The sequence below is a fragment of the Arthrobacter sp. K41 genome, assembly GCF_059089645.1.
This window is the reverse complement of sequence record NZ_JBNHEW010000005.1, coordinates 103,824-127,962: the sequence shown is the minus strand read 5'-3', so window position 1 is coordinate 127,962 and position 24,139 is coordinate 103,824. Positions and strand designations below refer to the sequence as shown.

Annotated in this window: 25 protein-coding genes and 1 riboswitch; of the genes, 12 read left to right on the top strand and 13 right to left on the bottom strand. The window is 65.7% G+C overall.

Going from position 1 to position 24,139, the window contains the following annotated elements; genetic code table 11:
- Positions 1-21: 21 nt before the first annotated feature.
- Positions 22-1,158, top strand: coding sequence for a succinyl-diaminopimelate desuccinylase (dapE, locus tag AC5RTE_RS13160; RefSeq protein ID WP_494041848.1), 1,137 nt, complete (start codon positions 22-24; stop codon positions 1,156-1,158).
- A 64-nt stretch (positions 1,159-1,222) separates the two neighbouring features.
- On the opposite strand, the gene AC5RTE_RS13155 is transcribed toward dapE, so the two are convergent.
- The 4 genes from AC5RTE_RS13155 to AC5RTE_RS13140 all read right to left on the bottom strand — a co-directional run bounded on the left by AC5RTE_RS13155 (position 1,223) and on the right by AC5RTE_RS13140 (position 4,507).
- The gene (locus AC5RTE_RS13155; protein ID WP_494041847.1) at positions 1,223-2,062 is read right to left on the bottom strand and encodes an amino acid ABC transporter permease; all 840 of its coding nucleotides are present in this window, start codon (positions 2,060-2,062) and stop codon (positions 1,223-1,225) included.
- Positions 2,059-2,709, bottom strand: coding sequence for an amino acid ABC transporter permease (locus tag AC5RTE_RS13150; protein WP_102974984.1), 651 nt, complete (start codon positions 2,707-2,709; stop codon positions 2,059-2,061). Before AC5RTE_RS13150 ends, AC5RTE_RS13155 begins: the two co-directional genes overlap by 4 nt.
- An 84-nt stretch (positions 2,710-2,793) precedes the next feature.
- Positions 2,794-3,681 (bottom strand): glutamate ABC transporter substrate-binding protein, encoded by an 888-nt coding sequence (locus AC5RTE_RS13145; RefSeq protein WP_494041846.1) that lies wholly within the window; start codon positions 3,679-3,681, stop codon positions 2,794-2,796.
- Positions 3,682-3,751: 70 nt separating this feature from the next.
- A complete protein-coding gene (locus AC5RTE_RS13140; RefSeq protein WP_494041845.1) occupies positions 3,752-4,507 on the bottom strand; it encodes an amino acid ABC transporter ATP-binding protein in 756 nt (251 codons plus the stop codon).
- A 103-nt stretch (positions 4,508-4,610) separates the two neighbouring features.
- Between AC5RTE_RS13140 and AC5RTE_RS13135 the strand changes: the two genes are divergently transcribed.
- The 4 genes from AC5RTE_RS13135 to AC5RTE_RS13120 all read left to right on the top strand — a co-directional run bounded on the left by AC5RTE_RS13135 (position 4,611) and on the right by AC5RTE_RS13120 (position 7,506).
- Entirely contained in the window at positions 4,611-5,393 is a 783-nt protein-coding gene (locus AC5RTE_RS13135; RefSeq protein WP_494041844.1) for an LOG family protein, read from the top strand.
- A 31-nt stretch (positions 5,394-5,424) separates the two neighbouring features.
- A complete protein-coding gene (locus AC5RTE_RS13130; protein WP_494041843.1) occupies positions 5,425-5,847 on the top strand; it encodes a DivIVA domain-containing protein in 423 nt (140 codons plus the stop codon).
- Positions 5,844-7,106 carry a hypothetical protein gene (locus AC5RTE_RS13125; protein WP_494041842.1) on the top strand — a complete coding sequence of 421 codons (1,263 nt, stop codon included), beginning with the start codon at positions 5,844-5,846 and terminating at the stop codon, positions 7,104-7,106. The genes AC5RTE_RS13130 and AC5RTE_RS13125 overlap by 4 nt, the downstream gene beginning before the upstream one ends.
- A gap of 232 nt (positions 7,107-7,338) precedes the next feature.
- Positions 7,339-7,506 (top strand): DUF3117 domain-containing protein, encoded by a 168-nt coding sequence (locus AC5RTE_RS13120; protein WP_494041841.1) that lies wholly within the window; start codon positions 7,339-7,341, stop codon positions 7,504-7,506.
- A 45-nt stretch (positions 7,507-7,551) separates the two neighbouring features.
- Here AC5RTE_RS13120 and AC5RTE_RS13115 read toward each other — a convergent pair whose 3' ends face one another.
- Complete coding sequence (locus tag AC5RTE_RS13115; protein ID WP_494041840.1) at positions 7,552-8,184, bottom strand: O-methyltransferase; 633 nt, start codon at positions 8,182-8,184, stop codon at positions 7,552-7,554.
- 230 nt (positions 8,185-8,414) lie between these two features.
- Here AC5RTE_RS13115 and sigE point away from each other — a divergent pair, with 230 nt between their 5' ends.
- The 3 genes from sigE to AC5RTE_RS13100 all read left to right on the top strand — a co-directional run bounded on the left by sigE (position 8,415) and on the right by AC5RTE_RS13100 (position 10,386).
- Positions 8,415-9,029: an RNA polymerase sigma factor SigE gene (gene sigE, locus AC5RTE_RS13110; protein ID WP_494041839.1), complete on the top strand. Its 615-nt coding sequence runs from the start codon at positions 8,415-8,417 to the stop codon at positions 9,027-9,029.
- Between the two features lie 7 nt (positions 9,030-9,036).
- Positions 9,037-9,903 carry an anti-sigma factor gene (locus AC5RTE_RS13105; RefSeq protein WP_494041838.1) on the top strand — a complete coding sequence of 289 codons (867 nt, stop codon included), beginning with the start codon at positions 9,037-9,039 and terminating at the stop codon, positions 9,901-9,903.
- Between the two features lie 69 nt (positions 9,904-9,972).
- Complete coding sequence (locus AC5RTE_RS13100) at positions 9,973-10,386, top strand: twin-arginine translocase TatA/TatE family subunit (protein ID WP_494041837.1); 414 nt, start codon at positions 9,973-9,975, stop codon at positions 10,384-10,386.
- 28 nt (positions 10,387-10,414) lie between these two features.
- Here the strand turns inward: AC5RTE_RS13100 and AC5RTE_RS13095 are convergent, their stop codons facing one another.
- From AC5RTE_RS13095 to AC5RTE_RS13085, 3 genes are read right to left on the bottom strand one after another with little or no spacing between them, the layout of a single operon-like run.
- A complete protein-coding gene (locus AC5RTE_RS13095; protein WP_494042027.1) occupies positions 10,415-11,530 on the bottom strand; it encodes an Mrp/NBP35 family ATP-binding protein in 1,116 nt (371 codons plus the stop codon).
- A gap of 25 nt (positions 11,531-11,555) precedes the next feature.
- A complete protein-coding gene (locus AC5RTE_RS13090) occupies positions 11,556-12,254 on the bottom strand; it encodes a DUF1003 domain-containing protein (protein WP_494041836.1) in 699 nt (232 codons plus the stop codon).
- On the bottom strand, positions 12,238-13,521 hold the full coding sequence (locus AC5RTE_RS13085; protein ID WP_494041835.1) for a magnesium transporter MgtE N-terminal domain-containing protein: 1,284 nt from the start codon (positions 13,519-13,521) through the stop codon (positions 12,238-12,240). The genes AC5RTE_RS13090 and AC5RTE_RS13085 overlap by 17 nt, the downstream gene beginning before the upstream one ends.
- A gap of 77 nt (positions 13,522-13,598) precedes the next feature.
- On the opposite strand from AC5RTE_RS13085, the gene AC5RTE_RS13080 reads away from it, so the two are divergent.
- Positions 13,599-14,543 (top strand): YflT domain-containing protein, encoded by a 945-nt coding sequence (locus AC5RTE_RS13080; RefSeq protein WP_494041834.1) that lies wholly within the window; start codon positions 13,599-13,601, stop codon positions 14,541-14,543.
- A gap of 73 nt (positions 14,544-14,616) precedes the next feature.
- On the opposite strand, the gene AC5RTE_RS13075 is transcribed toward AC5RTE_RS13080, so the two are convergent.
- On the bottom strand, positions 14,617-16,197 hold the full coding sequence (locus AC5RTE_RS13075) for an aminopeptidase P family protein (protein ID WP_494041833.1): 1,581 nt from the start codon (positions 16,195-16,197) through the stop codon (positions 14,617-14,619).
- Between the two features lie 80 nt (positions 16,198-16,277).
- Between AC5RTE_RS13075 and AC5RTE_RS13070 the strand changes: the two genes are divergently transcribed.
- On the top strand, positions 16,278-17,126 hold the full coding sequence (locus AC5RTE_RS13070; protein ID WP_494041832.1) for a PHP domain-containing protein: 849 nt from the start codon (positions 16,278-16,280) through the stop codon (positions 17,124-17,126).
- A 70-nt stretch (positions 17,127-17,196) separates the two neighbouring features.
- On the opposite strand, the gene AC5RTE_RS13065 is transcribed toward AC5RTE_RS13070, so the two are convergent.
- From AC5RTE_RS13065 to thiE, 4 genes are all read right to left on the bottom strand, one after another.
- Entirely contained in the window at positions 17,197-18,069 is an 873-nt protein-coding gene (locus tag AC5RTE_RS13065) for a DNA-methyltransferase (protein ID WP_494041831.1), read from the bottom strand.
- An 8-nt stretch (positions 18,070-18,077) separates the two neighbouring features.
- The gene (locus AC5RTE_RS13060; RefSeq protein WP_494041830.1) at positions 18,078-19,796 is read right to left on the bottom strand and encodes a DEAD/DEAH box helicase; all 1,719 of its coding nucleotides are present in this window, start codon (positions 19,794-19,796) and stop codon (positions 18,078-18,080) included.
- A gap of 298 nt (positions 19,797-20,094) precedes the next feature.
- Positions 20,095-21,582, bottom strand: a complete 1,488-nt coding sequence (locus tag AC5RTE_RS13055) for an RNB domain-containing ribonuclease (protein WP_494041829.1) — start codon at positions 21,580-21,582, stop codon at positions 20,095-20,097.
- A gap of 103 nt (positions 21,583-21,685) precedes the next feature.
- Positions 21,686-22,423: a thiamine phosphate synthase gene (thiE, locus tag AC5RTE_RS13050; RefSeq protein ID WP_494041828.1), complete on the bottom strand. Its 738-nt coding sequence runs from the start codon at positions 22,421-22,423 to the stop codon at positions 21,686-21,688.
- A 27-nt stretch (positions 22,424-22,450) separates the two neighbouring features.
- Positions 22,451-22,569, top strand: a riboswitch (TPP riboswitch).
- On the opposite strand from thiE, the gene AC5RTE_RS13045 reads away from it, so the two are divergent.
- Together AC5RTE_RS13045 and thiS are read left to right on the top strand one after the other, a co-directional pair.
- Complete coding sequence (locus tag AC5RTE_RS13045) at positions 22,562-23,902, top strand: FAD-dependent oxidoreductase (protein ID WP_494041827.1); 1,341 nt, start codon at positions 22,562-22,564, stop codon at positions 23,900-23,902. It overlaps the preceding riboswitch by 8 nt.
- Entirely contained in the window at positions 23,899-24,135 is a 237-nt protein-coding gene (thiS, locus tag AC5RTE_RS13040; RefSeq protein ID WP_494041826.1) for a sulfur carrier protein ThiS, read from the top strand. Before AC5RTE_RS13045 ends, thiS begins: the two co-directional genes overlap by 4 nt.
- Positions 24,136-24,139: the final 4 nt, after the last annotated feature.

The window sequence follows — 24,139 nt, the reverse complement described above, 5'->3', positions numbered from 1 at the left end:
CCTCCGAACTAGACTGGCTTCGTGACTGCCGAAACCGCCCCGGGACCCTCCACTCTTCCACTCGACCTGCGCCAGGACGTTGCGCTCCTCACGGCCGCCATCATGGACATCAACAGCGTCTCCGGAAATGAGGCCGCCCTGGCTGACGCCATCGAGGGGGCCCTGTTGGCCATTCCGGAACTGCACGTTGTCCGGGACGGCGACTCAATCATTGCCCGCACGGAGTTGGGAAGCCCTGAACGGGTCATCCTGGCAGGCCATCTCGACACGGTTCCGCTGCCGTTGACCGAAGGGTCCAGGGGTACGGTCCCGTCCAGTTGGGACTCCGGCGTCCCAGGGGAAGGAATCCTATATGGCCGCGGCGCAACGGACATGAAGGGCGGCGTTGCCGTTCAGCTGGCCCTGGCCGCCACCATGTTCGACGGCGGCGCGCTGCCAAAGCGGGATGTCACGTTTGTTTTCTACGACCACGAGGAAGTTGAAGCAGTCAAGAGCGGCCTGGGCCGGCTGGTCCGCAACCACGGCCACCTGCTCGACGGTGACTTCGCCATCCTGCTGGAACCCACTGATGGCACGGTGGAGGGCGGGTGCAACGGTACCAGCCGGTTCGAGGCAACAACGGTGGGGGAGGCCGCCCACTCCGCCCGCGCGTGGATGGGCAGCAACGCCATCCATGCCGCAGCACCGATCCTGGCCAGGTTGGCAGCCTATGAACCGGCCACCGTCATTGTGGACGGACTGGAATACCGCGAGAGCCTGAACGCGGTGAAAATCAACGGCGGCACTGCCGGCAATGTCATTCCGGACCGTTGCGTGGTGGAAATCAACTACCGCTTTGCCCCCGACAAGACCCCGGACCAGGCCGAAGCCGCGGTGCGGAAACTCCTGGCCGGCTTTGACGTCGTCCGGACTGATGCGGCCGCCGGTGCGCGCCCCGGCCTCCAGCATCCTGCAGCCGCTTCCTTCGTTGCCGCAGTGGGAGCCGAGCCCAAGCCCAAATACGGCTGGACCGACGTTGCGCGTTTCAGCGAACTGGGAATCCCGGCGGTGAACTTCGGGCCGGGTGATCCCTTGCTGGCGCACAAGGACAACGAACACGTCCACGCCGATGCCGTCCGGAAATGCCTGCAGGCTTTGCAGGACTGGCTCGCGGCCTGAAGTTAAAACGGCGATGGCCCGGACCAAACGGTCCGGGCCATCGCTGCTTGAGAAGTGGGAGCTGTCAGGGAACGGGGGCTTCGGCCTTTTCCGGCTCCGCCTTGGCCACGCCGCCGGCCGCCTTCTTGGAACCGCGGCGTTCGATCCACACCGCGATGCGTGAGACGCAGATGTTAATGGCAATGTAGATCGCCGCGGCCACGAAGAAGATGGGGAACAGGAACTGCGTGCCCAGGAAGTCGGCCATTACCTGGACGGCGCGCAGGAGTTCGCCGTACGCCACGATGTAGCCCAGCGAGGTGTCCTTCAGGAGCACCACCATTTGGGCCACCAGCGAAGGCATCATCCGCCGGATTGCCTGGGGAAGTTCGATCAGCAGGCGGGACTTGAAGCTGGTCAGGCCGATGGCCAGGCCGGCTTCACGCTGCCCCTTCGGCAGGGACTGGATACCGGCGCGGATAATTTCGGCGAACACTGCCGAGTTGTAGAGCACCAGGCCGGTGACAACGGCGATGAACGGCGAGGTGCCAAAGCCCAAAAGGACAAACAGCATCATCAGGACCACGGGCATGCCGCGCAGGAATTCCAGCACCACCCGGACCGGAATCCGGATGAAGGCAGCATCGGAAATGCGCAGCAGGCACAGCAGCAGTCCCAGCGGGAAGGCGATGACTGCCGCCAGTGCCGCTGCGCTCAGCGTTGCACCCAGGCCGTTGCCCAGGAGCGTCCAGACATCGGCGCGGGTGAAGATCTGCCAGCGGCGGCCTTCGAAAATGCCCTGTTCGGCGAAGGTCATGATGATCCAGGCCAGCAAACCCAAAATCAGCAGGGATCCCACGACCGAACCGATCAGGGAGATCCGGCGGGCCTTGGGGCCGGGAACGTCGTAGAGGACAGAGCTCATCGGGCAATCGCCACCTTTCGTTCCACCGTGCTGGCCAGGATGCCCAGCGGAACGGTGAGGAGCAGATAGAAGAACGCAACACCCAGCAGGACGGGGATCACGGCGTCACCGTTGGCGTTGGCCAGCTGCCGGCCGTAGCCGAACAGTTCCAGGACGAAGAAGGCGCCTGCCACAGAGGAGTTCTTCACCAGGGCGATCAGGATGTTGATCAGCGGCGGGACAACCGTCCGCAGGGCCTGCGGCAGGATGATGAGGTTCAGGACCTGCCCGAAGTTCATGCCGATACTGCGCGCGGCTTCGGCCTGGCCTACCGGAACACTGTTGACACCTGAGCGGACAGCTTCGGCGATGAACGCTGCGGTGTAGGTACTGAGCGCAATGATCGCTGCAATCTCGAACTGCTCGAACTTCACGCCGAGCCGGGGAAGGACGATTGCAGCGAAGAAGAAGGCGATGGTCAGCGGTGTGTTGCGGAGGACTTCCACGTAGACGGTGCTGAAGCCGCGGAGCGCAGCCACCGGGGAAACCCTGGCTGCTGCGAGCAGGGTACCGAGCACCAGTGCGATGACCCCGGAAACTGCGGAAAGGAAGAGTGTGCGGAGAAAACCGTTCCAGTACAGGGGGAGGTTTTCAAGGATGACGTCCATTGGATCCTTTGGCTGTGGGCGTGGACGGGAGTGGAAACAGTGGTTGCCGGAGCCGCTGGGCAGCCCCGGCAACCACTAAGTTACCTAGTAACGGTCAAGCTCGGGCAGCTCAGGAGCGGTCTTGATGACTGAACCCGCCGTGGCTTCCCAGGCTTCCTTGTAAGACCCGTCCTCCTGGAACGATTCCAGCTGGTCGTTGATCCAGTTGCGGAACTCGGTGTCGTCCTTCTTCAGGCCGATGCCATAGGGCTCCTTGGTGAAGGTTTCGTCGGAAGCGAGCTTGAAGGCGTCCGGTTCCTTGTCCACGAAGCCGGCGAGGATCACGTTGTCGGTGGTGACGGCTTCAACCTGCTTGTTGCGCAGCGGCTCGAGGCAGGCCGAGTATGTGGCAGCCGGGACCAGCTCTGCACCGTACTTGTCCACGATGGTTGCGGCCGGCGTCGAACCCGTCACCGAGCAGACCTTCTTGCCCTTGACGTCCTCGGGGGTCTTGATGGTGTCGTTGTCCTTGTTCACCATCAGGGCCTGGCCGGCTTCGTAGTACGGGCCGGCGAAGCTGACAACCTGCTTGCGCTTGTCGTTGATGGTGTACGTGGCGATGACCAGGTCGACCTTGCCCTGCTCGATGAACGGCTCGCGGTTGGCCGAAACAGTTTCCGACCATTCGATCTTGTCAGCGGCGATGCCCAGCTTGGCGGCGATCAGCTTGCCGATTTCGACGTCGAAGCCCACAGGCTTGCCATCAAGGCCCACCTGGCCAAAGAGCGGCTGGTCGTACTTGGTGCCGATCTTGATGGTGCCGGCCGAAGCGAGCTTCTCCATGGTGGTGCCGGCTGCGAAGCTGGGCTTTTCCGCCACTGTGGGGTCGCTGGTGGTGCCGGCGCCGCCTCCGCCGCAGGCGCTCAGGGACAGGGCGAGGGCAGCGGTAGCCGCCACGAAGAATGACTTCCGCCGGGTCATAAATGCCTTCATGACATTCCTTTCATTGATGGCCGTGGGTCACGGCCTGAGTGCGAACTGAGAGTGTTTGTTCGTTTGGTCTTCAGTGGGTGAGCAGCTTGGAGAGGAAATCCTTGGCGCGCTCGCTCTTGGGATTGGTGAAAAACTCCTCGGGGGTGGCGTCCTCGACGATCTGGCCGTCCGCCATAAAGACCACGCGGTCCGCGGCTTTGCGCGCGAACCCCATTTCGTGGGTTACCACGATCATGGTCATGCCTTCCTTGGCCAGCTGGATCATGACGTCCAGGACCTCGTTGATCATCTCGGGATCCAGCGCCGACGTGGGCTCATCAAACAGCATGACCTTGGGCTTCATGGCCAGGGCCCGGGCGATGGCAACGCGCTGCTGCTGGCCGCCGGACAGCTGGGCGGGAAGCTTCGGTGCCTGGTGGCCGACGCCCACGCGTTCAAGCAGCGCCATGGCGTCCTTGTCCGCGGTTGCCTTCGCAACGCCTTTGACCTTGACGGGGCCGAGGGTGACGTTTTCGAGGATGGTCTTGTGCGCGAAGAGATTAAAGGACTGGAAGACCATTCCGACGTCGGCACGGAGCTGCGCGAGTTCCTTGCCTTCTTCCGGAAGGACCTTTCCGTCGATGCTGATAGTGCCGCCTTCAATGGTTTCCAGACGGTTGATGGCGCGGCACAAGGTGGACTTACCGGAGCCGGACGGCCCGATGACCACAACAACCTCGCCCTTGCGGACCTGCAGATTGATGTCCTTCAAAACGTGCAGCTGGCCGTAATGCTTATTTACGGCGTTCAGGGAGACGAGGGCATCGCCGGGCACATGAGTAGTCATAGGAAGAATCTAGCGAAGAACACAAGCTTATGACGCGAATCACCCCAGGTTCCTGCGGATCGTGATTCAAGAGATACCTGCAACGGGAGGTTAGCCTAGGGGAATGAGCATCAATGCAGATCCGGCCAAGAACTCCCAGCCGCGCCGTAAAGGCCCCCTTGAACTGCGCCGCAAACAGGCCGCCGTAGAGATGTCCGACCAGCATCTGCTTGATACCAAGGGCCCGGGGCAATTCGTCCATACCGATCCGTGGCGTGTCCTGCGGATCCAGAGTGAATTCGTCGAGGGTTTCGGAGCACTTGCGGACATCGGCAAGGCGGTCAGCGTTTTCGGTTCCGCCCGGACCAAACCTGGAAGCCCGTACTACGAGATGGGTGTCGAGGTGGGACGCAAGTTGGCTGAGGCCGGGGTCGCCGTCATCACCGGAGGCGGTCCTGGGTCCATGGAGGCGGCCAACCGCGGCACCGTGGAGGGCAACGGGGTGTCCGTGGGACTCGGCATCGAGTTGCCGTTTGAGCAGGGCCTGAACCAATGGGTGGACCTTGGCATCAACTTCCGGTACTTCTTCGCCCGCAAAACAATGTTCGTCAAGTACGCCCAGGGATTCATCGTCCTGCCGGGCGGCCTTGGAACGCTCGACGAACTCTTCGAGGCCATGGTCCTGGTGCAGACGCGGAAGGTGACGTCCTTCCCGATTGTGCTGTTGGGCGTCGAGTTCTGGGGCCCGATGATCGATTGGATCAGGGGAACCCTGGTGGCTGAGGGCATGGTCTCCGAGAAGGACCTGGACCTGATCCAGGTGGTGGATGACCCCGCGGAAGCGGTGGACCGGGTGCTCCAAGGGGGCATTACCCCCTCACTGAACGGCGAACAGCGCCCGGAGTAGCGAAGGCGGCAGGGTCTGGCACGATGGGGTAGTGACTTTTTTCCTGGTCTTCCTCGCCGTGGCCCTGATCGGCGCCGTTCTATGGGCCGGCACAGGGAGCCGTTCCGGGACGCCCGGCGGCCGCACCCTGCCTGCCCTGCTTGACGGCGGATTCGAGCAGCCCCCCGCCAACCTCCCGCCGATCCTCTTGCCGGCCAATGCTGCGCCCCAGGACGTTGACCGTGTGCGGTTCTCGCTTGGGCTGAGGGGCTACCGGATGGACCAGGTGGACCAGGTACTGGATGAGCTGAGGGACCAGCTTGCGGCAAGCCGGCACGAAGTGGAAAGCCTGAAGGCCCGGCTGCAGGCATTGGAAGAAGCGGGACCCTCCACCGGGGACCACGCGAAGCCTGCCACCGCCGAAGCCGCTGGGCAGGCCGGCGCAGGATCCGGGGCCGGAGAAGATCGCGCGTGAGCACCGCTACCCGTCGGGGAACAGGAATTTCAGCGTCCGTCCAGGCGCTCGCCGTCCGCTCCCGCGAAACGCTCCGTGGCTGGCCCTGGTGGCTCCAGGTTTCGGCCATCTATGTCATGGCGCGGTTCATCAGCGCCGGTATCTTCATGGCTGCAGCCCTGCACCAGGGACCCAACCCCTGGTTCCCCGCCAAGCCCGATTACTGGAATTTCATCAACATCTGGGACGCAGGCTGGTACGCCCGAATAATTACCAGCGGCTACCCGGTGACACTTCCCACCGACGGGACCGGCAGGGTCCAGGAAAATGCCTGGGCGTTCTACCCCTTGTACCCCTCCCTGGCCGGGGGGCTCAGCAGGCTTACCGGCCTGGCACCTGCCGCTTCGCTGACCATCATCGCGATGGTGTCCGGCCTGGCGGCTGCCCTGGTGGTCTACGTCCTTTTCCGGCAGAAGGCAGCACACGGTCCGTCGTTGTGGGGGGTGGCCTTCTTTGCCGTATTCCCTGTGTCCGCCATCCTTCAGGTTCCCTACGCTGAGCCGTTGTCCATGTTGCTGCTGTCGTCAGCATTGCTGCTCGTGGTCCGGCGACGGTACCTGTGGGCCATCCCCATAGTGGTGCTGCTGTGCCTTTCCCGTCCGGTGGGTGTACCGTTCGCTGCGATGCTCGGCTTCCTCCTGCTGTACCGCACCGGGCAGCGCTTCGGACGCGGCGAAACAACCGCTGCAATGCCGCAGCCGCACTCGCTGCGCGAACTGGCGACCCTCACCGCGCTCACTGCCGTGGCAGGAGTGTCCGCCCTGGCATGGCCCGCCGCAGCATGGGCGGCCACCGGAGATATCCGGGCCTACACCAAAACCGAAACAGCGTGGCGGGGGCACGACCTGGTCCCGTTCAAGCCATGGTTCGACACCGGCGTCGACCTCTTCGGCCCGGTGCTCGGATTGCTTGCTCCCTTTGTCTTCGTGGCACTCTTCGCCGCGGTGCTGTACGTGCCCCCGGTGGTCCAACTCGGCGTCGAACTCCGCCTGTGGTGCGCCTGCTACATGGGCTACCTGATGACGTTCCTGCACCCGCAAACAAGTACTTTTCGCATGCTGCTGCCGCTATTCCCGCTGGCACTGGGCGCCGCCCTCGTGTCCCGCTCCAGGGCCTACCGGGGAACCGTCGTGGTGATGTTCCTGCTGCTGCAGATAGTGTGGATCGTGTGGCTGTGGGCATGGGCGCCACTGCCCGGCGGCGGTGATTATCCGCCATAGCAATTCCTGCTTCGTTGCAGGTCAGGACGGAAATTAGACCGGTCCGTAAATATCCATCAATTAGCTACGGACGGGTAATTCCGCGATAATGGTAAGTAAGCAAGGACAAAAAGCATTCAGAGTACGTGCAGCCGTGGCGGTGTCCAATCGCTCCGCCATGGCAGCTTGATCTACATGCGGACACAGCCCACCCGGGCTGATCAGTCCTGGGACTAATGGAGGGGAATTCCTCATGGCGGCTATGAAACCACGCACCGGCGACGGCCCAATGGAAGTCACCAAGGAGGGCCGCAGCCTGATCATGCGCGTCCCGCTCGAAGGCGGCGGGCGCCTGGTGGTCGAACTGAACCCTGCCGAAGCGGCCAACCTCAAGGAATGCCTGGTCGGCGTCACGGAATAATTGTGCAGGACAGGACCTGCAAGCCTTTGGCTTGCGGGTCCTGTCCTATTTTTTGACTGCTACCAGCAGGCCGTCGCCAGTGGGAAGCATGGCCGACGCCAGCCTGTCGTCGTCGCGAATGCTCTTTCCCACCTGGCGCAGGACCACAGTGTTGGCCTCGCGGCCGGCCGGGTTGGCCACCTTATCCTTGTCCAGCGCGTCGTTGATGATCAGCAGTCCGGCAGGCTTGAGGAGGCGGATGGCCTGCTCCACGTAACCGGGAAGTCCCGGCTTGTCAGCGTCGATGAACACCAGGTCGTAGGCCCTGTCTGTCAGGCGCGGAAGGACGTCGCCGGCGCGGCCCGAAATGGTGCGGGTCCGGTTGGCCGGGCTGCCGGCTTCCGAGAAGGCCTCCCGCGCGGCTTTGAGATGTTCAACGTCAACGTCGATGGTGGTGAGGACGGCTTGCGGACCAAGGCCGCGGAGCAGGCAGACGCCGGACACGCCGGCGCCCGTTCCAATCTCGACGGCGGTATGCGCCTTGGACGAGGCCGCCAGCACGGTCAGGACGGCACCGACGCCCGGACCGACGGGCGTGACGCCCAGTTCGAAAGACCGCTCCCGCGCCCGCAGCATGACCTCATCCTCAGCGGGCAGATCTTCTGCGTAGGACCAGCTGGTGGACTTGTCGGCGCTCATGGATGTTCGCTTTCTGGGCGGCAGGGGGAGTGGTCCTCTACAGCCTACTGGGTCGTGGGACAACAGCCGGGAAGCGGGGCTGTTGCGCCCACGGCTGAAGTTGTCCTGCAGTCAGGAAATTCCCAGACAGATTTGAAATGATTATTATCCGCTCATCCACAGGGTGGTCGGCGCCGAATCAACTATGTCAACAGTATCCGGGCGTTAGCATTCCACGAGGGGAGTGGACGATGTCATCACCAGTTGTGGCACCTGTCCCTGCAGCAAACAATCCCGAGGGCGAGTGGGTCCGCCCCACTTGGGAAGAAGTGGTCACCAACCACTCTGCCAAGGTCTACCGGCTGGCTTACCGCCTGACCGGTAACAAGTACGACGCCGAGGACCTCACCCAGGAAGTGTTTGTCCGCGTCTTCCGTTCGCTGGAGAATTTCAAGCCCGGAACGCTGGATGGCTGGCTGCACCGCATCACCACCAACCTCTTCCTGGACCAGGCTCGGCGGAAAACACGTATCCGGTTCGATGCCCTTGCAGAGGACGCCGAATCCAGGATTCCCGGGCGGGAACCGGGGCCGGAGCAGAGCTTCGAGCTCAACAACCTGGACCTCGATGTCCAGGCCGCGCTTGAGGAACTTCCGCCGGACTTCCGGGCCGCTGTTGTTCTGTGCGACCTTGAAGGTTTGTCCTACGACGAGGTTGCCGAAGCCCTCGGGGTGAAGCTCGGCACCGTGCGCTCCCGCATCCACCGTGGGCGCACCATGCTCCGCGAGAAGCTGGCCCACCGCGACCCGCGTCCGCACCAGTCCAGGCCGAAACTGTCGCTGCCGCGCATTGCCGGCATCCTCTGAACGGCGCATGAGGCCCCAGTTTCCGCTCGGCCGCAGGCATCAGCGCACCGCCAGCCATATCCGGTCCTGCGACGAGTGCGCTTCTGCCGTGCGCCGGGAGCGCCAGTACCTGGAACGGCTCCGGGATGCGCCCATACCGCCGGCAAGCGATGACCTTACTGCCCGGCTTCTGGTTAGGACCCGGGAGCTGGCTGCCGAGCCGCCGCCTGCCGCCGCGCAGCATCAGCCGCGATGGGCCGCGGCCAGGATGCTAGCCTTCGCAGCGGGAGGCACTGTTGCTGCTGCCGGTGTTCTTGCCGCCGGTGCTTTCGCCGCGGGCGGTGATCCCTCCCCGGCAGGTGCCGAAGCAGCCGCCACCTTGTCCCAGGTCTCTGCACAGACCCCGGCGGACGGCAGGGCGCTGAGCGCCGAACGGCTGTCCGGCCTGCGCTCGGAAGGCTGGGTATGCCCGGAGCTTGAGGCGATGGGATTCCATCTGGAGTCGGCGAAAGCGGTGGTGCTTGAGGGCGGTCCCGCCGTCGAGCTGAAGCTTTCCGACGGGACGCACTACGCCACCGTTACCGAACGGCACGGCCCCGAGGATAAAGCAGCAGCTGATCAAGGTGCAGGGCAGGAAGATCTTCCCTTGCGGGTCCTAAATTCTTCGCCCTGGTCGGCCACCTACCGGACCCAGGGCCGCACCTTCACTTATGTCTCCAACCTTCCCGCGGAACAGGCCGACGATGCCCTTCCCATACTGCAGCGCCTCAGCGAACAGGCCGGAAGGGGTATTACGGCGCACGTGCTGGACGGTCCGCAGACGGGGGAGCCTGAAGCGGTGGGCGCACGCCTGCAGCGCGGCATGAACAGGATCGCGGCTGCATTTACGCAGTAAAACGGACCGTTCCCGCAGCCTGCGGACGCGAATCGTCACTGGCAGCCCGGAGAGGGTAATCTTCCTAAAGTGTTTGGAATCAACGGCCCGGAGTTCTTTCTTCTGCTGATCATTGGCGTCCTCGTGATCGGTCCCCAGCGGCTGCCCGAATACACGCAGAAACTGGCCAACCTGGTCAAGGAACTCCGCCGCATGGCCTCCGGCGCGCGCGAACAGATCAAGGAAGAAGTGGGGATCGACATCGACGATGTCGACTGGAAGAAGTACGACCCCCGCCAGTACGATCCCCGGCGCATTATCAAGGAAGCCCTGCTGGACGATGACACCAAGCCTGTCAGCGCCGGGGCGCCTGCTGCTGTTGCGGCTGTCGCCGGCGCCGCCGCCGTAGCGGAGGCTGACACCGCCGCCCGGAAGCGGCCCGGGCGTGTGCTCCAAACGCTGCCCGCCGGCGAGGCGGCCCCTTTCGACACGGAAGCCACCTAGCAAGGCAGAACCATGCCGGGGGAAGGCCTTAGCGGGGCTGTAGCCCCAGCTTCATCCCGGCCAGGCCCCGCGGCTTGGACGCCAGCCTGCCGGCGATGCCCGAAAGCGCTTCCGCCGCCGGTGTTCCTGCCTGGCCCAGGACGATCGGTACCCCAGTGTCGCCGCCCTCCCTCAGCTGGATGTCCAGCGGGATCTGCCCCAGCAGCGGTACGTCGGAGCCCACGGTGGCTGTCAGCCGTTTGGCGAGGACCGCCCCACCGCCGCTGCCAAACAGTTCCATCCTGCCGCCGTCGGGCATTTCCAGGTAGGACATGTTCTCGATAACGCCGGCCACTGACTGCCCTGTCTGGGTGGCGATGGCGCCGGCCCTTTCAGCGACGTCGGCCGCGGCGGCCTGGGGCGTGGTGACTACCAGGATTTCGGCTTTCGGCAGCAGTTGGGCCACCGAGATGGCGATGTCGCCCGTGCCGGGTGGCAGATCCAGGAACAGCGCGTCCAGGTCGCCGAAGTAAACATCGGTCAGGAACTGTTCAAGGGCGCGGTGCAGCATGGGCCCGCGCCAGGCCACGGGCTGGTTGCCGCTGACGAACATCCCAATGGAAATCACCTTCACGCCGTAGGCCACCGGCGGAAGGATCATGTCGTCCACCCGGGTGGGCGCCTGGCTGATGCCCATCAGCGCCGGAACAGAGAAGCCGTAAACGTCGGCGTCCACAATTCCTACCCGAAGCCCTTGAGCCGCCAGGGCACAGGCAAGGTTAACGGTCACCGAAGACTTTCCCACCCCACCCTTGCCGCTGGCCACCGCGTAGACCTTGGTGAGCGAGTTGGGTTCGTTGAAAGGGATGCCGCGCCGGCCGCCGGGACCCCGCAGCAGCTCCTTGAGGGCATCACGCTGGTCCTGGGTCATCACCTTGAGCTCCACGTCGACGGCGGATACCCCCGGTACTGCCAACAGGGCCTTAGTGGCATCGGCGGTGATGGTGTCCCGCAGCGGGCAGCCGGAGATGGTGAGCAGGACAACCAGGTTGACCCTTCCGTCCACGGAGACGTCGACGGACTCCACCATGCCCAGCTCGATGATGGGGCGGCGGAGTTCGGGATCGATGACCGTGGCCAGGGCGGCGTGGACCGCCCCGTCCATGGAAGTGCTGTTGATGTGGTACTCCTTAGCGGTCCTGGGTGGAGTGCCCGGGCCTGACCCGGGGAATCTGCTGGGTGCGGGGGTTCCGCTGCCGGTCACGCTGTTCCTTAAGCTTTTCGCGTACCTTGTCGCGTGGGGATTCGTGTTGGCCCTGCCCGGAAGGATCGTGGGTCCGGAGCTCTTCCTGGGCTTCCAGCATGTCTTCGAGGAGAGAGCGCAGCTCCGCGCGGACGTAGTCACGGGTTGCCACTTCGCGCAGCGCGATCCGGAGTGAAGCCAGTTCACGGGTGAGGTATTCGGTGTCTGACAGGTTGCGTTCGGCGCGCTGGCGGTCCTGCTGCAGCGAGACGCGGTCGCGGTCGTCCTGGCGGTTCTGCGCCAGCAGCAGCAGGGGAGCGGCGTAGGACGCCTGCAGGGACAGCATCAGGGTCAGCAGGGTGAACCCGAGGTCGCGGGAATCGAACTGCCAGTCCAGGGGCGCGTATGTATTCCAGGCCAGCCAAATGACCACGAAGACCGTCATGTAAACCAGGAACGTTGGCGTACCCATGAAACGGGCAAAGCCTTCGGTGGCATGGCCGAAGGCGTCCGGATCCGGGGAGAACTTGGGCAGGATCCGCTGGCGCCCACTGAGCGGGGTGTCCAGGCTGCCCTTCGCCGCAGCCTTGGCAGGCAGACGCTGGTTGGGGTTCTTCGGAGCAGTGCTGTCAGCCAATGCGGCCACCGAGCCTTCTTATCGGGGCTTCGCCATCATGGGCGCGCCAGTCATCCGGCAACAGATGATCCAGAACGTCATCGACAGTCACCGCCCCCACAAGCCGGCCGGCGTCGTTAACCACCGGAAGGGAGTTCAGGTTATAGGTAGCCAGGGTCCTTGCAACCTCACTGATGTGGGCCTGGTCGGACAGCGGCTCCAGGTTCTTGTCCACCAGGTTCCCCAGCGGCTCGAACGGCGGGTACCGGAGCAGCTGCTGGATGTGGACGACGCCGAGGAAGCGCCCGGTAGGGGTCTCCAGCGGAGGCCTGGCAATAAAGATGGATGAGGCAAGCGCGGGGGAAAGTTCCTCACGCCGCACATGGGCGAGTGCCTCGGCCACCGTGGCCTCAGGCGGCAGGATGACGGGTACGGGGGTCATCAGGCCGCCGGCGGTGTCCTCGTCGTATTCCAGCAGGCGCCGGACGTCCTCCGCGCCCTCGGGCTCCATCAGCTGGAGCAGTTCCTCCGCCTGCGCGGAGGGAAGCTCGCCAAGGAGGTCGGCGGCGTCGTCGGGGTCCATCTCCTCCAGCACGTCTGCAGCACGCTGGACGTCCAGGGCGGACAGGATCTCCACCTGGTCATCCTCAGGCAGTTCCTGGAGGACGTCCGCCAGGCGTTCGTCCTGCAGCTCACTGGCCACCTCGAAGCGGCGTTTGTCGCTCATCTCCTGGAGAGCCTCGGCGAAGTCCGCGGGCTTGAGGTCTTCGTGGTTCGCCACGAACTGGGTGGCAGCCTGCGGTTCGGTCCTTGGGCCCTGCAGGGCGTCCGCCCAGTCAATGATGAGGGTTTCGTTACGGCGGAGCCGGCTCAGCGGCGAGAGGGAATGGCCCCGCCTGACAAAGAGCTTGCTGACGAACCAGTCGCGAGAGCGGTGCTGGTCCATGGCAATGTCTTCGATGGTGGCATCACCGCTGCCGTCCCGGAGCGTGACGCGGCGGTCGAACATTTCCGCGACCACCAGTGTTTCGGCGCCGCGCTGCTCGAAGCGGCGCAGGTTTACCAGGCCGGTGCAAATGATCTGGGTCTGGTCTATGGAGGTGATCCGCGTCATGGGCACAAAGACCCGCTTCTTTCCGGGTACTTCCACCACGATGCCCACCACGTGCGGGGCGCCCTGGGCGCCGCGGGAAAGCACAACAACATCACGCAGCCGGCCCAGCCGGTCGCCCAGCGGGTCAAAGACGTCCAGGCCCAGCAGGCGCGCCACAAAGACGCGGGTAGGAGTTGTGCTCACTCCTACAGGCTACCGAGTCTGCTCTCTTTTAGCTGAATTTACAGGCGGCACACATAGTCATGGGCAAGAATGGGACTATGGCAAACATTTTTGGTGCTCCCAAAGCTGGCGGGCCCAACGGCGTGGACGAAGCCCGCGCAGTTCCCACCGGCGAAACCGTGGGCTCCTACACTTCCTATCTTGACGCGCAGAAGGCCGTGGACTACCTCGCGGACCAGCAGTTTCCGGTCCACATGGTATCCATCGTGGGCAACGAACTGAAGATGGTGGAACGGGTCACGGGGCGCCTGAGCTACCCGCGCGTGGCTCTGTCCGGAGCGCTGAGCGGCATGTGGTTCGGCCTGTTCGTGGGCGTTATGCTCTCCTTCTTCGCGCCGTCACCGGGATACTTCTCCATCCTGACGTCCGTGTTGATGGGCGCTGCGTTCTTTATGCTCTTCGGCATCGTCACCTACGCCATGCAGCGCGGAAAGCGCGACTTCACCTCCACCAGCCAGGTGGTGGCCACCAGCTATGACGTCGTCGTCTCGCCCGAGGCGGCCCACGAGGCACGCCGGCTGCTGCAGCAGCTGCCCATGACCCGCTCGGACGCGGCCGCGGGCAACGGGCCCTACACCCAGCGGGACTACCAGAACCAGCCCTACCAGCAGCCGGGCCAGGGTCCTGCCCGTCCCTCGGGCTGGAACGACCCCTACGGCCAGTCTTCGGGCAACCAGCCGTCGGGGTCTTCAGTGCAGGGGAGTTCCGCGTACGGAACGCCAACCGGGCAGCAGCCCGACGCCGGCGATCAGCAGCAGCCTGCGCCGTCACCTGCGCGGGCGGTGCGGTACCCCGACCTGCCGGACGGCCGGCCCCAGTACGGCGTCCGTCTTCCGCAGGGTCCCGCGGGCGAGGCGTCCGACGCCGGGCAGTCCCCGGCGCCGCACGTACCGGCGCGGCATTCGGCAGAACAGGCCGACGCCGGGCAGCCGGCGGACCATCGTCCGGCAGACGACCAGCGCCCGGATGATCTCCGGCAGTAATTCCCAGGCAGCAAGCCAAAAACAGAAGCGGGGCCACCGGAACTTTTTCCGGTGGCCCCGCTTTTTGGTGTGCCTAGCTGGCGCCGTCGGCCTCGCGGTAGATGCCCGCCATCCAGTCCTCCACGTCGTCCGCCTTGCGCGGCAGGGCGGCGCTGAGGTTCACCGGGCCCCCGGCGGTCATCAGGATGTCATCCTCGATCCGCACACCGATGCCCCGGTATTCAGCGGGAATGGCGAGGTCCTCTTCCTTGAAGTACAGGCCGGGTTCGATGGTGAACACCATGCCTTCGGTAAGGATGCCGTCCAGGTACAGCTCGCGCTTGGCCTGGGCGCAGTCGTGCACATCGAGGCCAAGGTGGTGGCTGGTTCCGTGCGGCATCCAGCGGCGGTGCTGCTGGCCCTCGGGGCTGATCGCTTCTTCGACGGTAACGGGCAGGAGGCCCCACTCCGCGAGGCGTTCGGCCAGGACCGTCGTGGCGGCGGTGTGGATGTCACGGAACCGTGTTCCTGGCTGAGCGGCAGCAAAGCCGGCATCCGCTGCGTCGAGCACCGCTTCGTACACTTTGCGCTGGACCTCCGAGAACACCCCGGTCGCCGGCAGGGTCCGCGTGATGTCGGCGGTGTACAGCGAGTCGACTTCCACGCCGGCGTCCAGCAGCAGCAGCTCACCGGCGTTGATGTTTCCGGTGTTGCGGGTCCAGTGCAGGACGGTGGCGTTGTTGCCCGAGGCAGCAATGGTGTCGTAGCCGAGCTCGTTACCCACCTCCCGGGCGCGGGCGAAGAAGGCGCCCTCCACGACGCGTTCGCCGCGGACGTGCGTCAGTGCCCGGGGCAATGCCTTGACTACTTCCTCGAACCCCTCCACGGTGGCGGCGACTGCGAGCTTCATCTGCTCAATCTCCCACTCATCCTTGAGCAGGCGCAGCTCAGAGAGCGCTTCGCTGAGCTTTTCGTCGAGGGCGTCGAGGACGGCGAGGTCCAGGTTGTCGGGGTCCTTGGCGGTGTTGTACCGGGCGGTGTCCACAAGGGCGTCGATGTTTTCGTCCACCTTGCGGACCAGGCGGATGGAGATGCCGCCAATTTCAGGGGCGCCCACGTTCTTGGTGATGGCCGTTTCGAGCTGGTCGATATGTGCCGTGGCAAGGCCGAGGCGGGCTTCGAACTCAGCGAGCGTGGGACGTGCGCCGATCCAGAACTCGCCTGAGCGTGAGTCGGCGTAAAACTGTTCGGTGTCGCGCCCGGCGAGCGGCCGGAAGTAAAGCGCGGCGCGGTGGTTGCCGCCGTCGTCGCCCTTACCTTCTTCAACGGGTTCCAAAATCAGGACAGCGTCCGGCTCGTGGTCAAGGCCAAGCCCGGTGAGGTGCGCGAAGCCCGAGTGCGGACGGAAGCGGTAGTCGCAGTCATTCGAGCGCACCTTCAGCGGTCCGGCGGGGATGACCAGGCGTTCGCCCTTGAACTGGTCGGAGATGGCTTTGCGCCGGGTCGCGGCGTGGCCGGCGACGGCGTCACGGGCCGGAAGTTCCTGGCTGGACGGCGCCCAGTTGCTGGCCATGAAGGCCTTGAAGGCGTCGGAACTGGGCCGCTGGGAGCGGTTGTTGACGCGCTCTTCCAGAGGCTGGGCAGCAGAATTTTGGGTGTTATCGGCATCGTTCACGGCACCATCGTCTCACCAGCATGAAGGCTTGGGCGAATACCGGAATGAACGGGGGAGCCGGGGTCTACTAGGCTGGGATGGTGAGGATTGACCTGCATGCCCACTCCAATGTTTCCGACGGCACGGAAAAGCCCGCCGACGTGATGGCCTCGGCAGCCCGCGCCGGGTTGGACGTGGTGGCCCTGACCGACCACGATTCCACCGCCGGCTGGGTGGAGGCGTCCGCTGCGGCAGCGGAGCACGGCGTGGCCCTGGTGCCCGGGATGGAAGTTTCGTGCCGAACCGAGCAGGGCATCAGCGTCCACCTGTTGAGTTACCTGCATGATCCTGCACATCTGGGGCTGCTGGAGGAAATCACCAAGGCCAAGGATGCCCGGCAGACCCGCGCCGAGCGGATGGTCACGCTGCTCGCTGAGGATTACCCGCTTACCTGGGACGACGTCATCCACCATGTGGCGCCGGGCGCCACCCTGGGCCGCCCGCACATCGCGGACGCGCTCGTGGCTGCAGGTGTGGTGGAGGACCGCTCCGAGGCCTTCGCCTCCATCCTCACCTCCCGGTCCCGCTACTTCATCCAGCACTACGCGCCGGACCCGGCCACCGCCGTCGAACTGGTCCGGGCAGCAGGCGGCGTACCCGTGTTCGCCCATCCGGTGGCCTCCTCGCGCGGCCGCATCGTGGGGGAGCAGGTGTATCAGGAGATGATTGACGCCGGGCTCGCCGGCCTGGAGATCGACCACCGGGACAACTCCGAGGACGGCCGCGGGTTCCTCCGCAGGCTCGCCGCCCGGCATGACCTGCTGATCACCGGATCGTCCGACTACCACGGGACCGGCAAACCCAACCTGCTCGGCGAAAACCTGACGGCGCCCGAGGTCCTGGCCCGCATCGAGGACATGGGGACCGGGACCGCCGTCGTCCGCCCCTGACCGCTCCCGCCCACCCATCTGACTGGCATTAGATGTCGTTTTGAGCGGTCAAAACGACATCTAATGCGAGCTAGTTGGGTGGGAACGAGCTGAACTCGGCGTGCGCACCCAGGCGCTTGGCCATGATGTCGATCGCGGGCTGGTTCTGGTCCACGCACACAAACTTCCGGCCGAGCTTTGCGGCGACGGCTCCCAGCGTGCCGGAGCCCGCAAAGAAGTCCAGGCACCAGTCACCGGGCCGGCTTGAGGCCGCCACCACGCGGCGGACCAGGCCTTCCGGCTTCTGGGTGGGGTAGCCGGTTTTTTCCTTGCCGGTGGGCGAGACGATGGTGTGCCACCAGACGTCCGTGGGCAGCTTTCCCAGTTCCCGCTTGGCGGGGGTGACAAGCCCGGGAGCCATGTAGGGTTCCCGGTCCACCTCGGCACTGTCGAAGTGGTACTTGGCCGGGTTTTTCACGTACACAAGAATGTTGTCGTGCTTTGTGGGCCAGCGGTTCTTGGCACGGGCGCCGTAGTCGTAGGCCCAGATGATCTCGTTAAGAAAGCATTCCCGGCCGAAGATGGCGTCCAGCATCACCTTGGCGTAGTGCACTTCGCGGTAGTCGAGGTGCAGGTACAGGGTGCCGTCCTCAGCCAGCAGGCGCCAGGCCTCGACGAGCCGCGGTTCCAGGAACGACCAATAATCGCTGAACGCGTCGTCGTAGCGGTGCAACGCCCCTTTGACGGTGTCGTAGGAGCGCCCCTTGAAACCCACCCGGTCGCCGGTGCCGCCTGCGTTGGCCACCATGGTGGTCTGCTGGCGCTGCTGTGGGCGGCCGGTGTTGAACGGCGGATCCACGTATATCAGTGTGAAGGCGCCGTCCGGCAGCGAGGGGAGGAACTCCGCGTTGTCCGCGTGTACCACCAGGCTGCTGCCGTCCGGCGCCCAGACAGTGTCAGTCATGAAGGGGATTAGGCCTCGGTGCTGCCATGCTGTGCCGCGGTGTCGCTGCCGGCCACTACCTCGCCGTTGCGCCGGCGGGTACGTGTCCGGGAACGGCGGGCACGCGAGGGCTGCTCGCCCTCGGTTGCAGCGGGGGCAGCGGCGGGTACGTCGCCGGCGGCAGCGGGGGCTGCAGCTGCATCGGAGGTACGACGGCGGCGCTCGCCCGTGCGGGCTGGGGAGTCACCGCCGGTGCGTCCGCCGTCGCGGGTTCCGCCCCTGCTGTCACGGCCGCGGCTGGTGCGGTCCCGCCCGTCGCGCTCACGGGACGGGCCGCCGTCACGGGTGCCGCGGCTGTTGTTCTTCTTGCCGGTTTCGCCCAGGTCCTCGAGGACCTCTGCATCCACCCCGGCAAGGGTGCGCTTGTCACGGGGCAGGCGGCCCTTGGTGCCCTCGGGGATGTCCAGGTCTTCGTAGAGGTGCGGGGAGGAGGAGTAGGTTTCGACGGGCTCGGGCACGCTGAGGCCCAGGGCCTTGTTGATGAGGCCCCAGCGCGGCATGTCGTCCCAGTCGACGAAGGTCACGGCGGTGCCCTTGTTGCCCGCGCGGCCGGTGCGGCCGACGCGGTGCAGGTAGATTTTTTCGTCTTCCACGCACTGGTAGTTGATCACGTGGGTGACGTCGTCCACGTCGATGCCGCGGGCGGCGACGTCGGTGGCCACCAGGACGTCCACCTTGTTGTTGCGGAAGGCACGCAGTGCCTGTTCGCGGGCGCCCTGGCCCAGGTCGCCGTGGATGGCAGCGGCGGCAAAGCCGCGGTCCACGAGTTCCTCCGCCACCTTGGCCGCGGTCCGTTTGGTCTTCGTGAAGATAATGGTGCGGCCGCGGCCGCGGGCCTGCAGGATGCGGGCCACCACTTCGGTCTTGTCCATGCTGTGGGCACGGTAGATCAGCTGCCGGATATCGCGCTTGGTCAGGCCCTCGTCGTCCGGATCTGCGGCGCGGATGTGGGTGGGCTGGGTCATGTAGCGGCGGGCCATGGCGATGACCGGGCCGGGCATGGTGGCGGAGAAGAGCAGGGTCTGGCGGACAGCGGGGGTCCCGGCAATGAGCGTTTCGACGTCGGGCAGGAAGCCGAGGTCGAGCATCTCGTCAGCTTCGTCCAGGATGACGATCTTGACGTTCTTCAGGCTCAGGTGCTTCTGCTTGTAGAGGTCGATGAGGCGGCCGGGCGTGCCCACCACGATCTCCACGCCCTTCGTCAAGGCCTCCACCTGGGGCTCGTAGGCACGGCCGCCATAGATGGTGGCGATGCGGGCGTTGCGTTTCCGAGACGCTGTCTGCAGGTCGTTGGCCACCTGCACGGCAAGTTCACGGGTAGGCACGATCACCAGGGCCTGGGGCGCGCCGGGAACGGCCAGCTTCTCATAGCCCGGGTCGTCCTGGCCCACCACGCGCTGAAGGGCGGGGATGCCGAAACCCAGAGTCTTGCCGGTACCGGTCTTGGCTTGGCCGATGATGTCGTGGCCGGACAGGGCAACCGGCAGGGTCATGGCCTGGATGGGGAACGGGTGGGTGATTCCCGCGTCGGCCAGAGATTCAACGATGTCAGCGCGGACGTTGTAGTCCGCGAAGGACTTTTCCTCGATCTCGTGGGGCAACTCGTCCGAGATGATGGTTTCTTCGGGCTCGATAACTTCGGTGCCGGTCTCGTCGGTCAGAAGCTGGTGGGTATGCAATTCACTCACTGGGGAGTTTCCTTATTCATTTGGGCAATGGCGCTGCCTGCTCAACGGGCCGGCCGCAAGGCTGTTCCGGAGCACGCTCGGGCGCACACGCAATTCCAGTGGAAGCCGATCGCGGGCTATCTAATTGCTGGCACTGGTGACCAACGGGTGTATCTCAAGATCGCGTAGGGGCGGGCTTGTTGGTTTCAAATCAAGGAAATCAACGACCGGGCATCCATTTCTACTTCTTCAGTCTAGCCGCAACAGCCCGATTCCCGGCTTTGGCCGCCAGGGGCCGTAGTTGCGGGCCGTGCCGCCGCTACTCGACGAGCTCGAAATGGACTTCCCGCGTGGCGATATCGGAGGAGACCAGGCGGACCCGGACCTTGGTGCCGGACTCCAGTTCGCCGGCGCAGCGGGCAGTCACCGCCGGATCTGCGATCTGGACGATCCCCGAACCGCCGTTGCCATTGCCGTTCTTCCCGTTGCCGTTGCCGTTCCTGCCGTTCTCTTTTTGCGGTTTGGACCCGGAGATGACAATGGCATCAAACTCCTGCCCCACGTGGTTGACCAGCAGGGCCGCCTCCACGGTATCCAGGGCCGTGCGCTCCATCCGGGATGCCAGCTGGTCGGAGCCGGCCATGATCTCGGGCAGGGACGGAAGGGCCTCCCTCGCCCATCCCGGCACTTCGCCGCCGCTGCTCAAAGCCTCGCAAATCACCAGCACAAAGCGGTCCACCAGCCGGCGCAGCGGGGCGGTGGTGTGCGCATAGGCGGCGCCGATGGCCGATTGCACCGCGTCCTCCGGGACGGACCCGTCAAAGGCCGTGTAGGCGGCGCCCCGGAACAGCATGCCGGCGGAGTGCATGATGGCCAGCTGGCGGGGTTCCGTCGGGTCCAGGCTCCGCAGGTATTCGCCGTAGCTGACTTCACCGTCCCAAGGCTTGCCCAAGGCCTCGGTCTGCAGCCGGAAGTGATTCAGGGAGCGCTCGTCCGGGGATGGCATGGTGCGCAGGATGCCCACCTTCCCCGCCAGCATGAGCTGGGCCGCAGCCATTCCGGTCATGAGGGATATCTGTGCGTTCCAGTCCTCCACCGGAAGCTGGGGAGCGGCGGCAATCCGGTAGCCGCCGTCGGGAAGCTGGACGATCTCCTGTTCCGGCATGTTCAGGCTGGCGCCGCCGCGGGCCCGCTCCAGCTCCACGCGCTTGAGCCCCACCTCCCTAAGGAGCAGCAGCACCGGGGCCGCGGTGCCGGCGTCGAGCTCGGCCTGCACGCCCTTGTAGCTGAGCTTCGCGCGGCTGCGCATCCGGGCCCGCTTTACCGCTACGGACTGCACCCCGGCGGCGCTGTCCAGGCGGAAGTCCCAGACGAACGCGGAGCAGTCCTGGCCGGGGAGGAGGCTTCCGGCCTGTTCGCTGATGACCTCCGGATGCAAGGGGATCCGCCCGTCGGGGGCATAGAACGTCTGGCCGCGCCGGCGCGTTTCCGCGTCCAGGGGCCCGCCGGGGGCCACGAAGGCGGGCACATCCGCAATGGCATACAGCACGTGGTAGCCGTCGCCGTCCGGCTCGATGAACAGGGCCTGGTCCAGGTCCGTCGACGACGCCGGATCGATGGTGATGAATTCGATGCCGGTGAGGTCATGGCTGGGGAGCTGCAGGGACTCGACGGCCGCCTTTGCGTCAGCCACCGCGTCCTCCGGGTAGGCGCCCGGCAACTCCAGCTCGGTCCGCAGGGCGCTCAGGGCCGCCTCGAGCGCGTTGTTGTGCTCGTGGACGTTGGGAGCCAGCCGATGGTGTGACACGAAAATCAGCCTAGTCCGAATTCCGGCCATAATGCAGGCGCCGTGCCCGGATCGCCGCACTTGGCTGATCCCGCCGCGGACGCCGCCGCTCTGGCGCCCGAAGTCAGGGCTTCCGGGCGTCCAGCGCCGCGAGCAGCGCAGCGGCGGCCGCTGCCGGATCGGAAGCTTCCGTAATGGCGCGGACCACCACGATCCTGCGCGCGCCTGCAGCCACCACCTGCTCCACGTTGCCATGGTCAATGCCCCCAATCGCGAACCAGGGGAGGCCGTCGTCGGACTGCCCTTCCAGGCCGGCCGTCCGCGCAGCTTCTGCGGCGTACTTCACCAGGTCGAGCCCTACCGCGGCCCGTCCCGGTTTGGTGGGGGTGGCCCAAACCGGGCCTACACAGAAGTAATCCAAGCCCGCCGGAGCCGAGGCTGCAGCCAGGGCGGCGTCCACCTGCGCCGGGCTGTGGCTGGAGAGGCCAATGGCGGCATTGCCGTTGAGCAGGGTCCGCGCAGCCTCGAGGGGCAGGTCCTTTTGGCCGATATGGAACACCGGGGCACCGGACAATACGGCGATATCCGCCCTGTCATTGACGGCCCAAAGCCGGCCGTGCCGCTCTGCCGCTTCCTTGAGGACGGCCAGCAGTTCGAGCTCCTCGGATGCCTCGATGTTCTTGTCCCTGAGCTGGATGATGTCCACGCCACCGGAAAAAGCGGCATCAACGAAATCCCCGAAATCCCCGCGGTCCGTGCGCGCATCGGTGCAGAGATAAAGGCGGGCAGCGTGAAGGCCGTTGCTGATCTTCGCGCTGCCAAGGACGTCAGTGCCGGCGGCAGGGGTGTGGGACACATTCATGGAGGAAAGCCTAGTTCCTCTACACTGGCCTCGTACTGCGGGAGCCCGCGGCAGCTGTCACAAAGCGCCGGGCTGAGAGGGCGTCAGAGCCGACCGCTTGACCTGATCCGGTTAATGCCGGCGTAGGGAAGGAGACACATGGGCGCACCTTCAGGCGCCCGCCCGGACGCGCCGTCCGGGCGGGCGGACAACATCGTCCACGCCGACGTCGCCGTCATCGGCGGCGGAGTCATCGGCCACAGCATCGCGTGGGAGGCGCAGCGCTCCGGCCGCGCAGTGGTGGTCATCGACGACGCGCCGGGGTCGGGGGCGAGCTGGGCTGCCGCAGGAATGCTGGCTCCGGTGAGCGAGCTGCACTACCAGGAGGAGGACCTCCTGGAATTCATGCTGGAGGCCTCCGTACGCTGGCCGGCTTTCGCCGCCGGCCTCGCTGCAGCTTCAGGGACAGATCCGGGATACATTACGACGCCGACCCTCGCCGTGGGAGCCGACGCCGGGGACCGCCGCGCCCTGATGGACCTGCGCACAGTCCAGCAGGCGAACGGCCTCTCCGTTGAACCGCTCACCGTCCGGGCAGCGCGGCAGCGGGAGCCGCTGCTCAGTCCCGGGATTTCCTGTGCACTGGACACCCCGGCGGACCACCAGGTGGATCCGCGGCTGCTGGTGGCCTGCCTGCAGGCCGCCCTGGCCGGCGGGCGTGCGGGTAACGGAGGCGGGAGCAGGGGCCGCGCCGCAGGGCACGGCACCGCAGCAGCCGGCGCCGTCGACGGTTATGCAGTCCCTGCCCGCGCGGCCGGGCTGCTGTGGCAGAACGGAAGGGTCGCCGGGGTACGCCTGGCAGGCGGGGGTGCCGTGTTGGCCGCCGAAACGGTGGTGGCGAACGGGCTGCACGCGGCAGCGCTGGAAGCACTGCCCGGCAATCTGCATCTGCCGCTGCGGCCCGTCTACGGGGACATCCTGCGCCTTGCCGTTCCCAAGCATGTGCAACCCCTGGTCACGTCCACCGTCCGCGGGCTGGTGCACGGCGTCCCGGTCTACATCGTCCCGCGCCGGGACGGCACAGTGGTGGTCGGGGCAACCCAGCGCGAGGATGCCCCCTCGGCCGCTGATGCCGTTTCCGCCGGCGGCGTATACCAGCTGCTCCGGGACGCGCTGGTGCTGGTCCCCGCCGTCGCCGAACTTGAACTGCTGGAAGCCACCGCCCGGGCCCGCCCCGGAACGCCGGACAACGCACCGCTGCTCGGGCGGGTACCCGCGGCGTCCGGGCCGGCCGGCCGGGACGCCCGTTATGTCGCCGGGCTCATCATTGCCACCGGCTTCTTCCGCCACGGAGTCCTGCTGGCTCCGGCGGCTGCCGCCGTCTGCCGGGACCTCCTGGACGGCGGGCCGGACCCGCGGTGGGCGGCCTTCAACCCTGGCCGTTTCTCCCGCTCCGGCTACCCGTCCACCAACCGCTTACGCCAAAAGGAAACAGCATGAACATCACCTTGAACGGAACCCGGCACCTTGTACCCGAGGGCGCCTCCATCAGCGCGCTCGTCAGCGAGGTCACCGGACGCCCCCTCGCTGCCACCGGCCAGGCCACCGACGGCCGGAAGCTTGGCGTGGCTGTCGCGCACAACTCCGAGGTAGTGCCGCGCAGCCAGTGGTCCGCCACCGCGCTCGCGGACGGCGACGAAGTCGAGCTCGTCACGGCCGTGCAGGGAGGCTGACACC

Coding starts and splice junctions, on each gene's coding strand:
- AC5RTE_RS13155 (WP_494041847.1), bottom strand. CDS start 2,062: ATGAGCTCTGTCCTCTACGACGTTCCCGGCCCCAAGGCCCGCCGGATC.
- AC5RTE_RS13150 (WP_102974984.1), bottom strand. CDS start 2,709: ATGGACGTCATCCTTGAAAACCTCCCCCTGTACTGGAACGGTTTTCTC.
- AC5RTE_RS13145 (WP_494041846.1), bottom strand. CDS start 3,681: ATGAAGGCATTTATGACCCGGCGGAAGTCATTCTTCGTGGCGGCTACC.
- AC5RTE_RS13140 (WP_494041845.1), bottom strand. CDS start 4,507: ATGACTACTCATGTGCCCGGCGATGCCCTCGTCTCCCTGAACGCCGTA.
- AC5RTE_RS13135 (WP_494041844.1), top strand. CDS start 4,611: ATGAGCATCAATGCAGATCCGGCCAAGAACTCCCAGCCGCGCCGTAAA.
- AC5RTE_RS13120 (WP_494041841.1), top strand. CDS start 7,339: ATGGCGGCTATGAAACCACGCACCGGCGACGGCCCAATGGAAGTCACC.
- AC5RTE_RS13115 (WP_494041840.1), bottom strand. CDS start 8,184: ATGAGCGCCGACAAGTCCACCAGCTGGTCCTACGCAGAAGATCTGCCC.
- sigE (WP_494041839.1), top strand. CDS start 8,415: ATGTCATCACCAGTTGTGGCACCTGTCCCTGCAGCAAACAATCCCGAG.
- AC5RTE_RS13105 (WP_494041838.1), top strand. CDS start 9,037: ATGAGGCCCCAGTTTCCGCTCGGCCGCAGGCATCAGCGCACCGCCAGC.
- AC5RTE_RS13095 (WP_494042027.1), bottom strand. CDS start 11,530: ATGGACGGGGCGGTCCACGCCGCCCTGGCCACGGTCATCGATCCCGAA.
- AC5RTE_RS13080 (WP_494041834.1), top strand. CDS start 13,599: ATGGCAAACATTTTTGGTGCTCCCAAAGCTGGCGGGCCCAACGGCGTG.
- AC5RTE_RS13065 (WP_494041831.1), bottom strand. CDS start 18,069: ATGACTGACACTGTCTGGGCGCCGGACGGCAGCAGCCTGGTGGTACAC.
- thiE (WP_494041828.1), bottom strand. CDS start 22,423: ATGAATGTGTCCCACACCCCTGCCGCCGGCACTGACGTCCTTGGCAGC.
- AC5RTE_RS13045 (WP_494041827.1), top strand. CDS start 22,562: ATGGGCGCACCTTCAGGCGCCCGCCCGGACGCGCCGTCCGGGCGGGCG.
- thiS (WP_494041826.1), top strand. CDS start 23,899: ATGAACATCACCTTGAACGGAACCCGGCACCTTGTACCCGAGGGCGCC.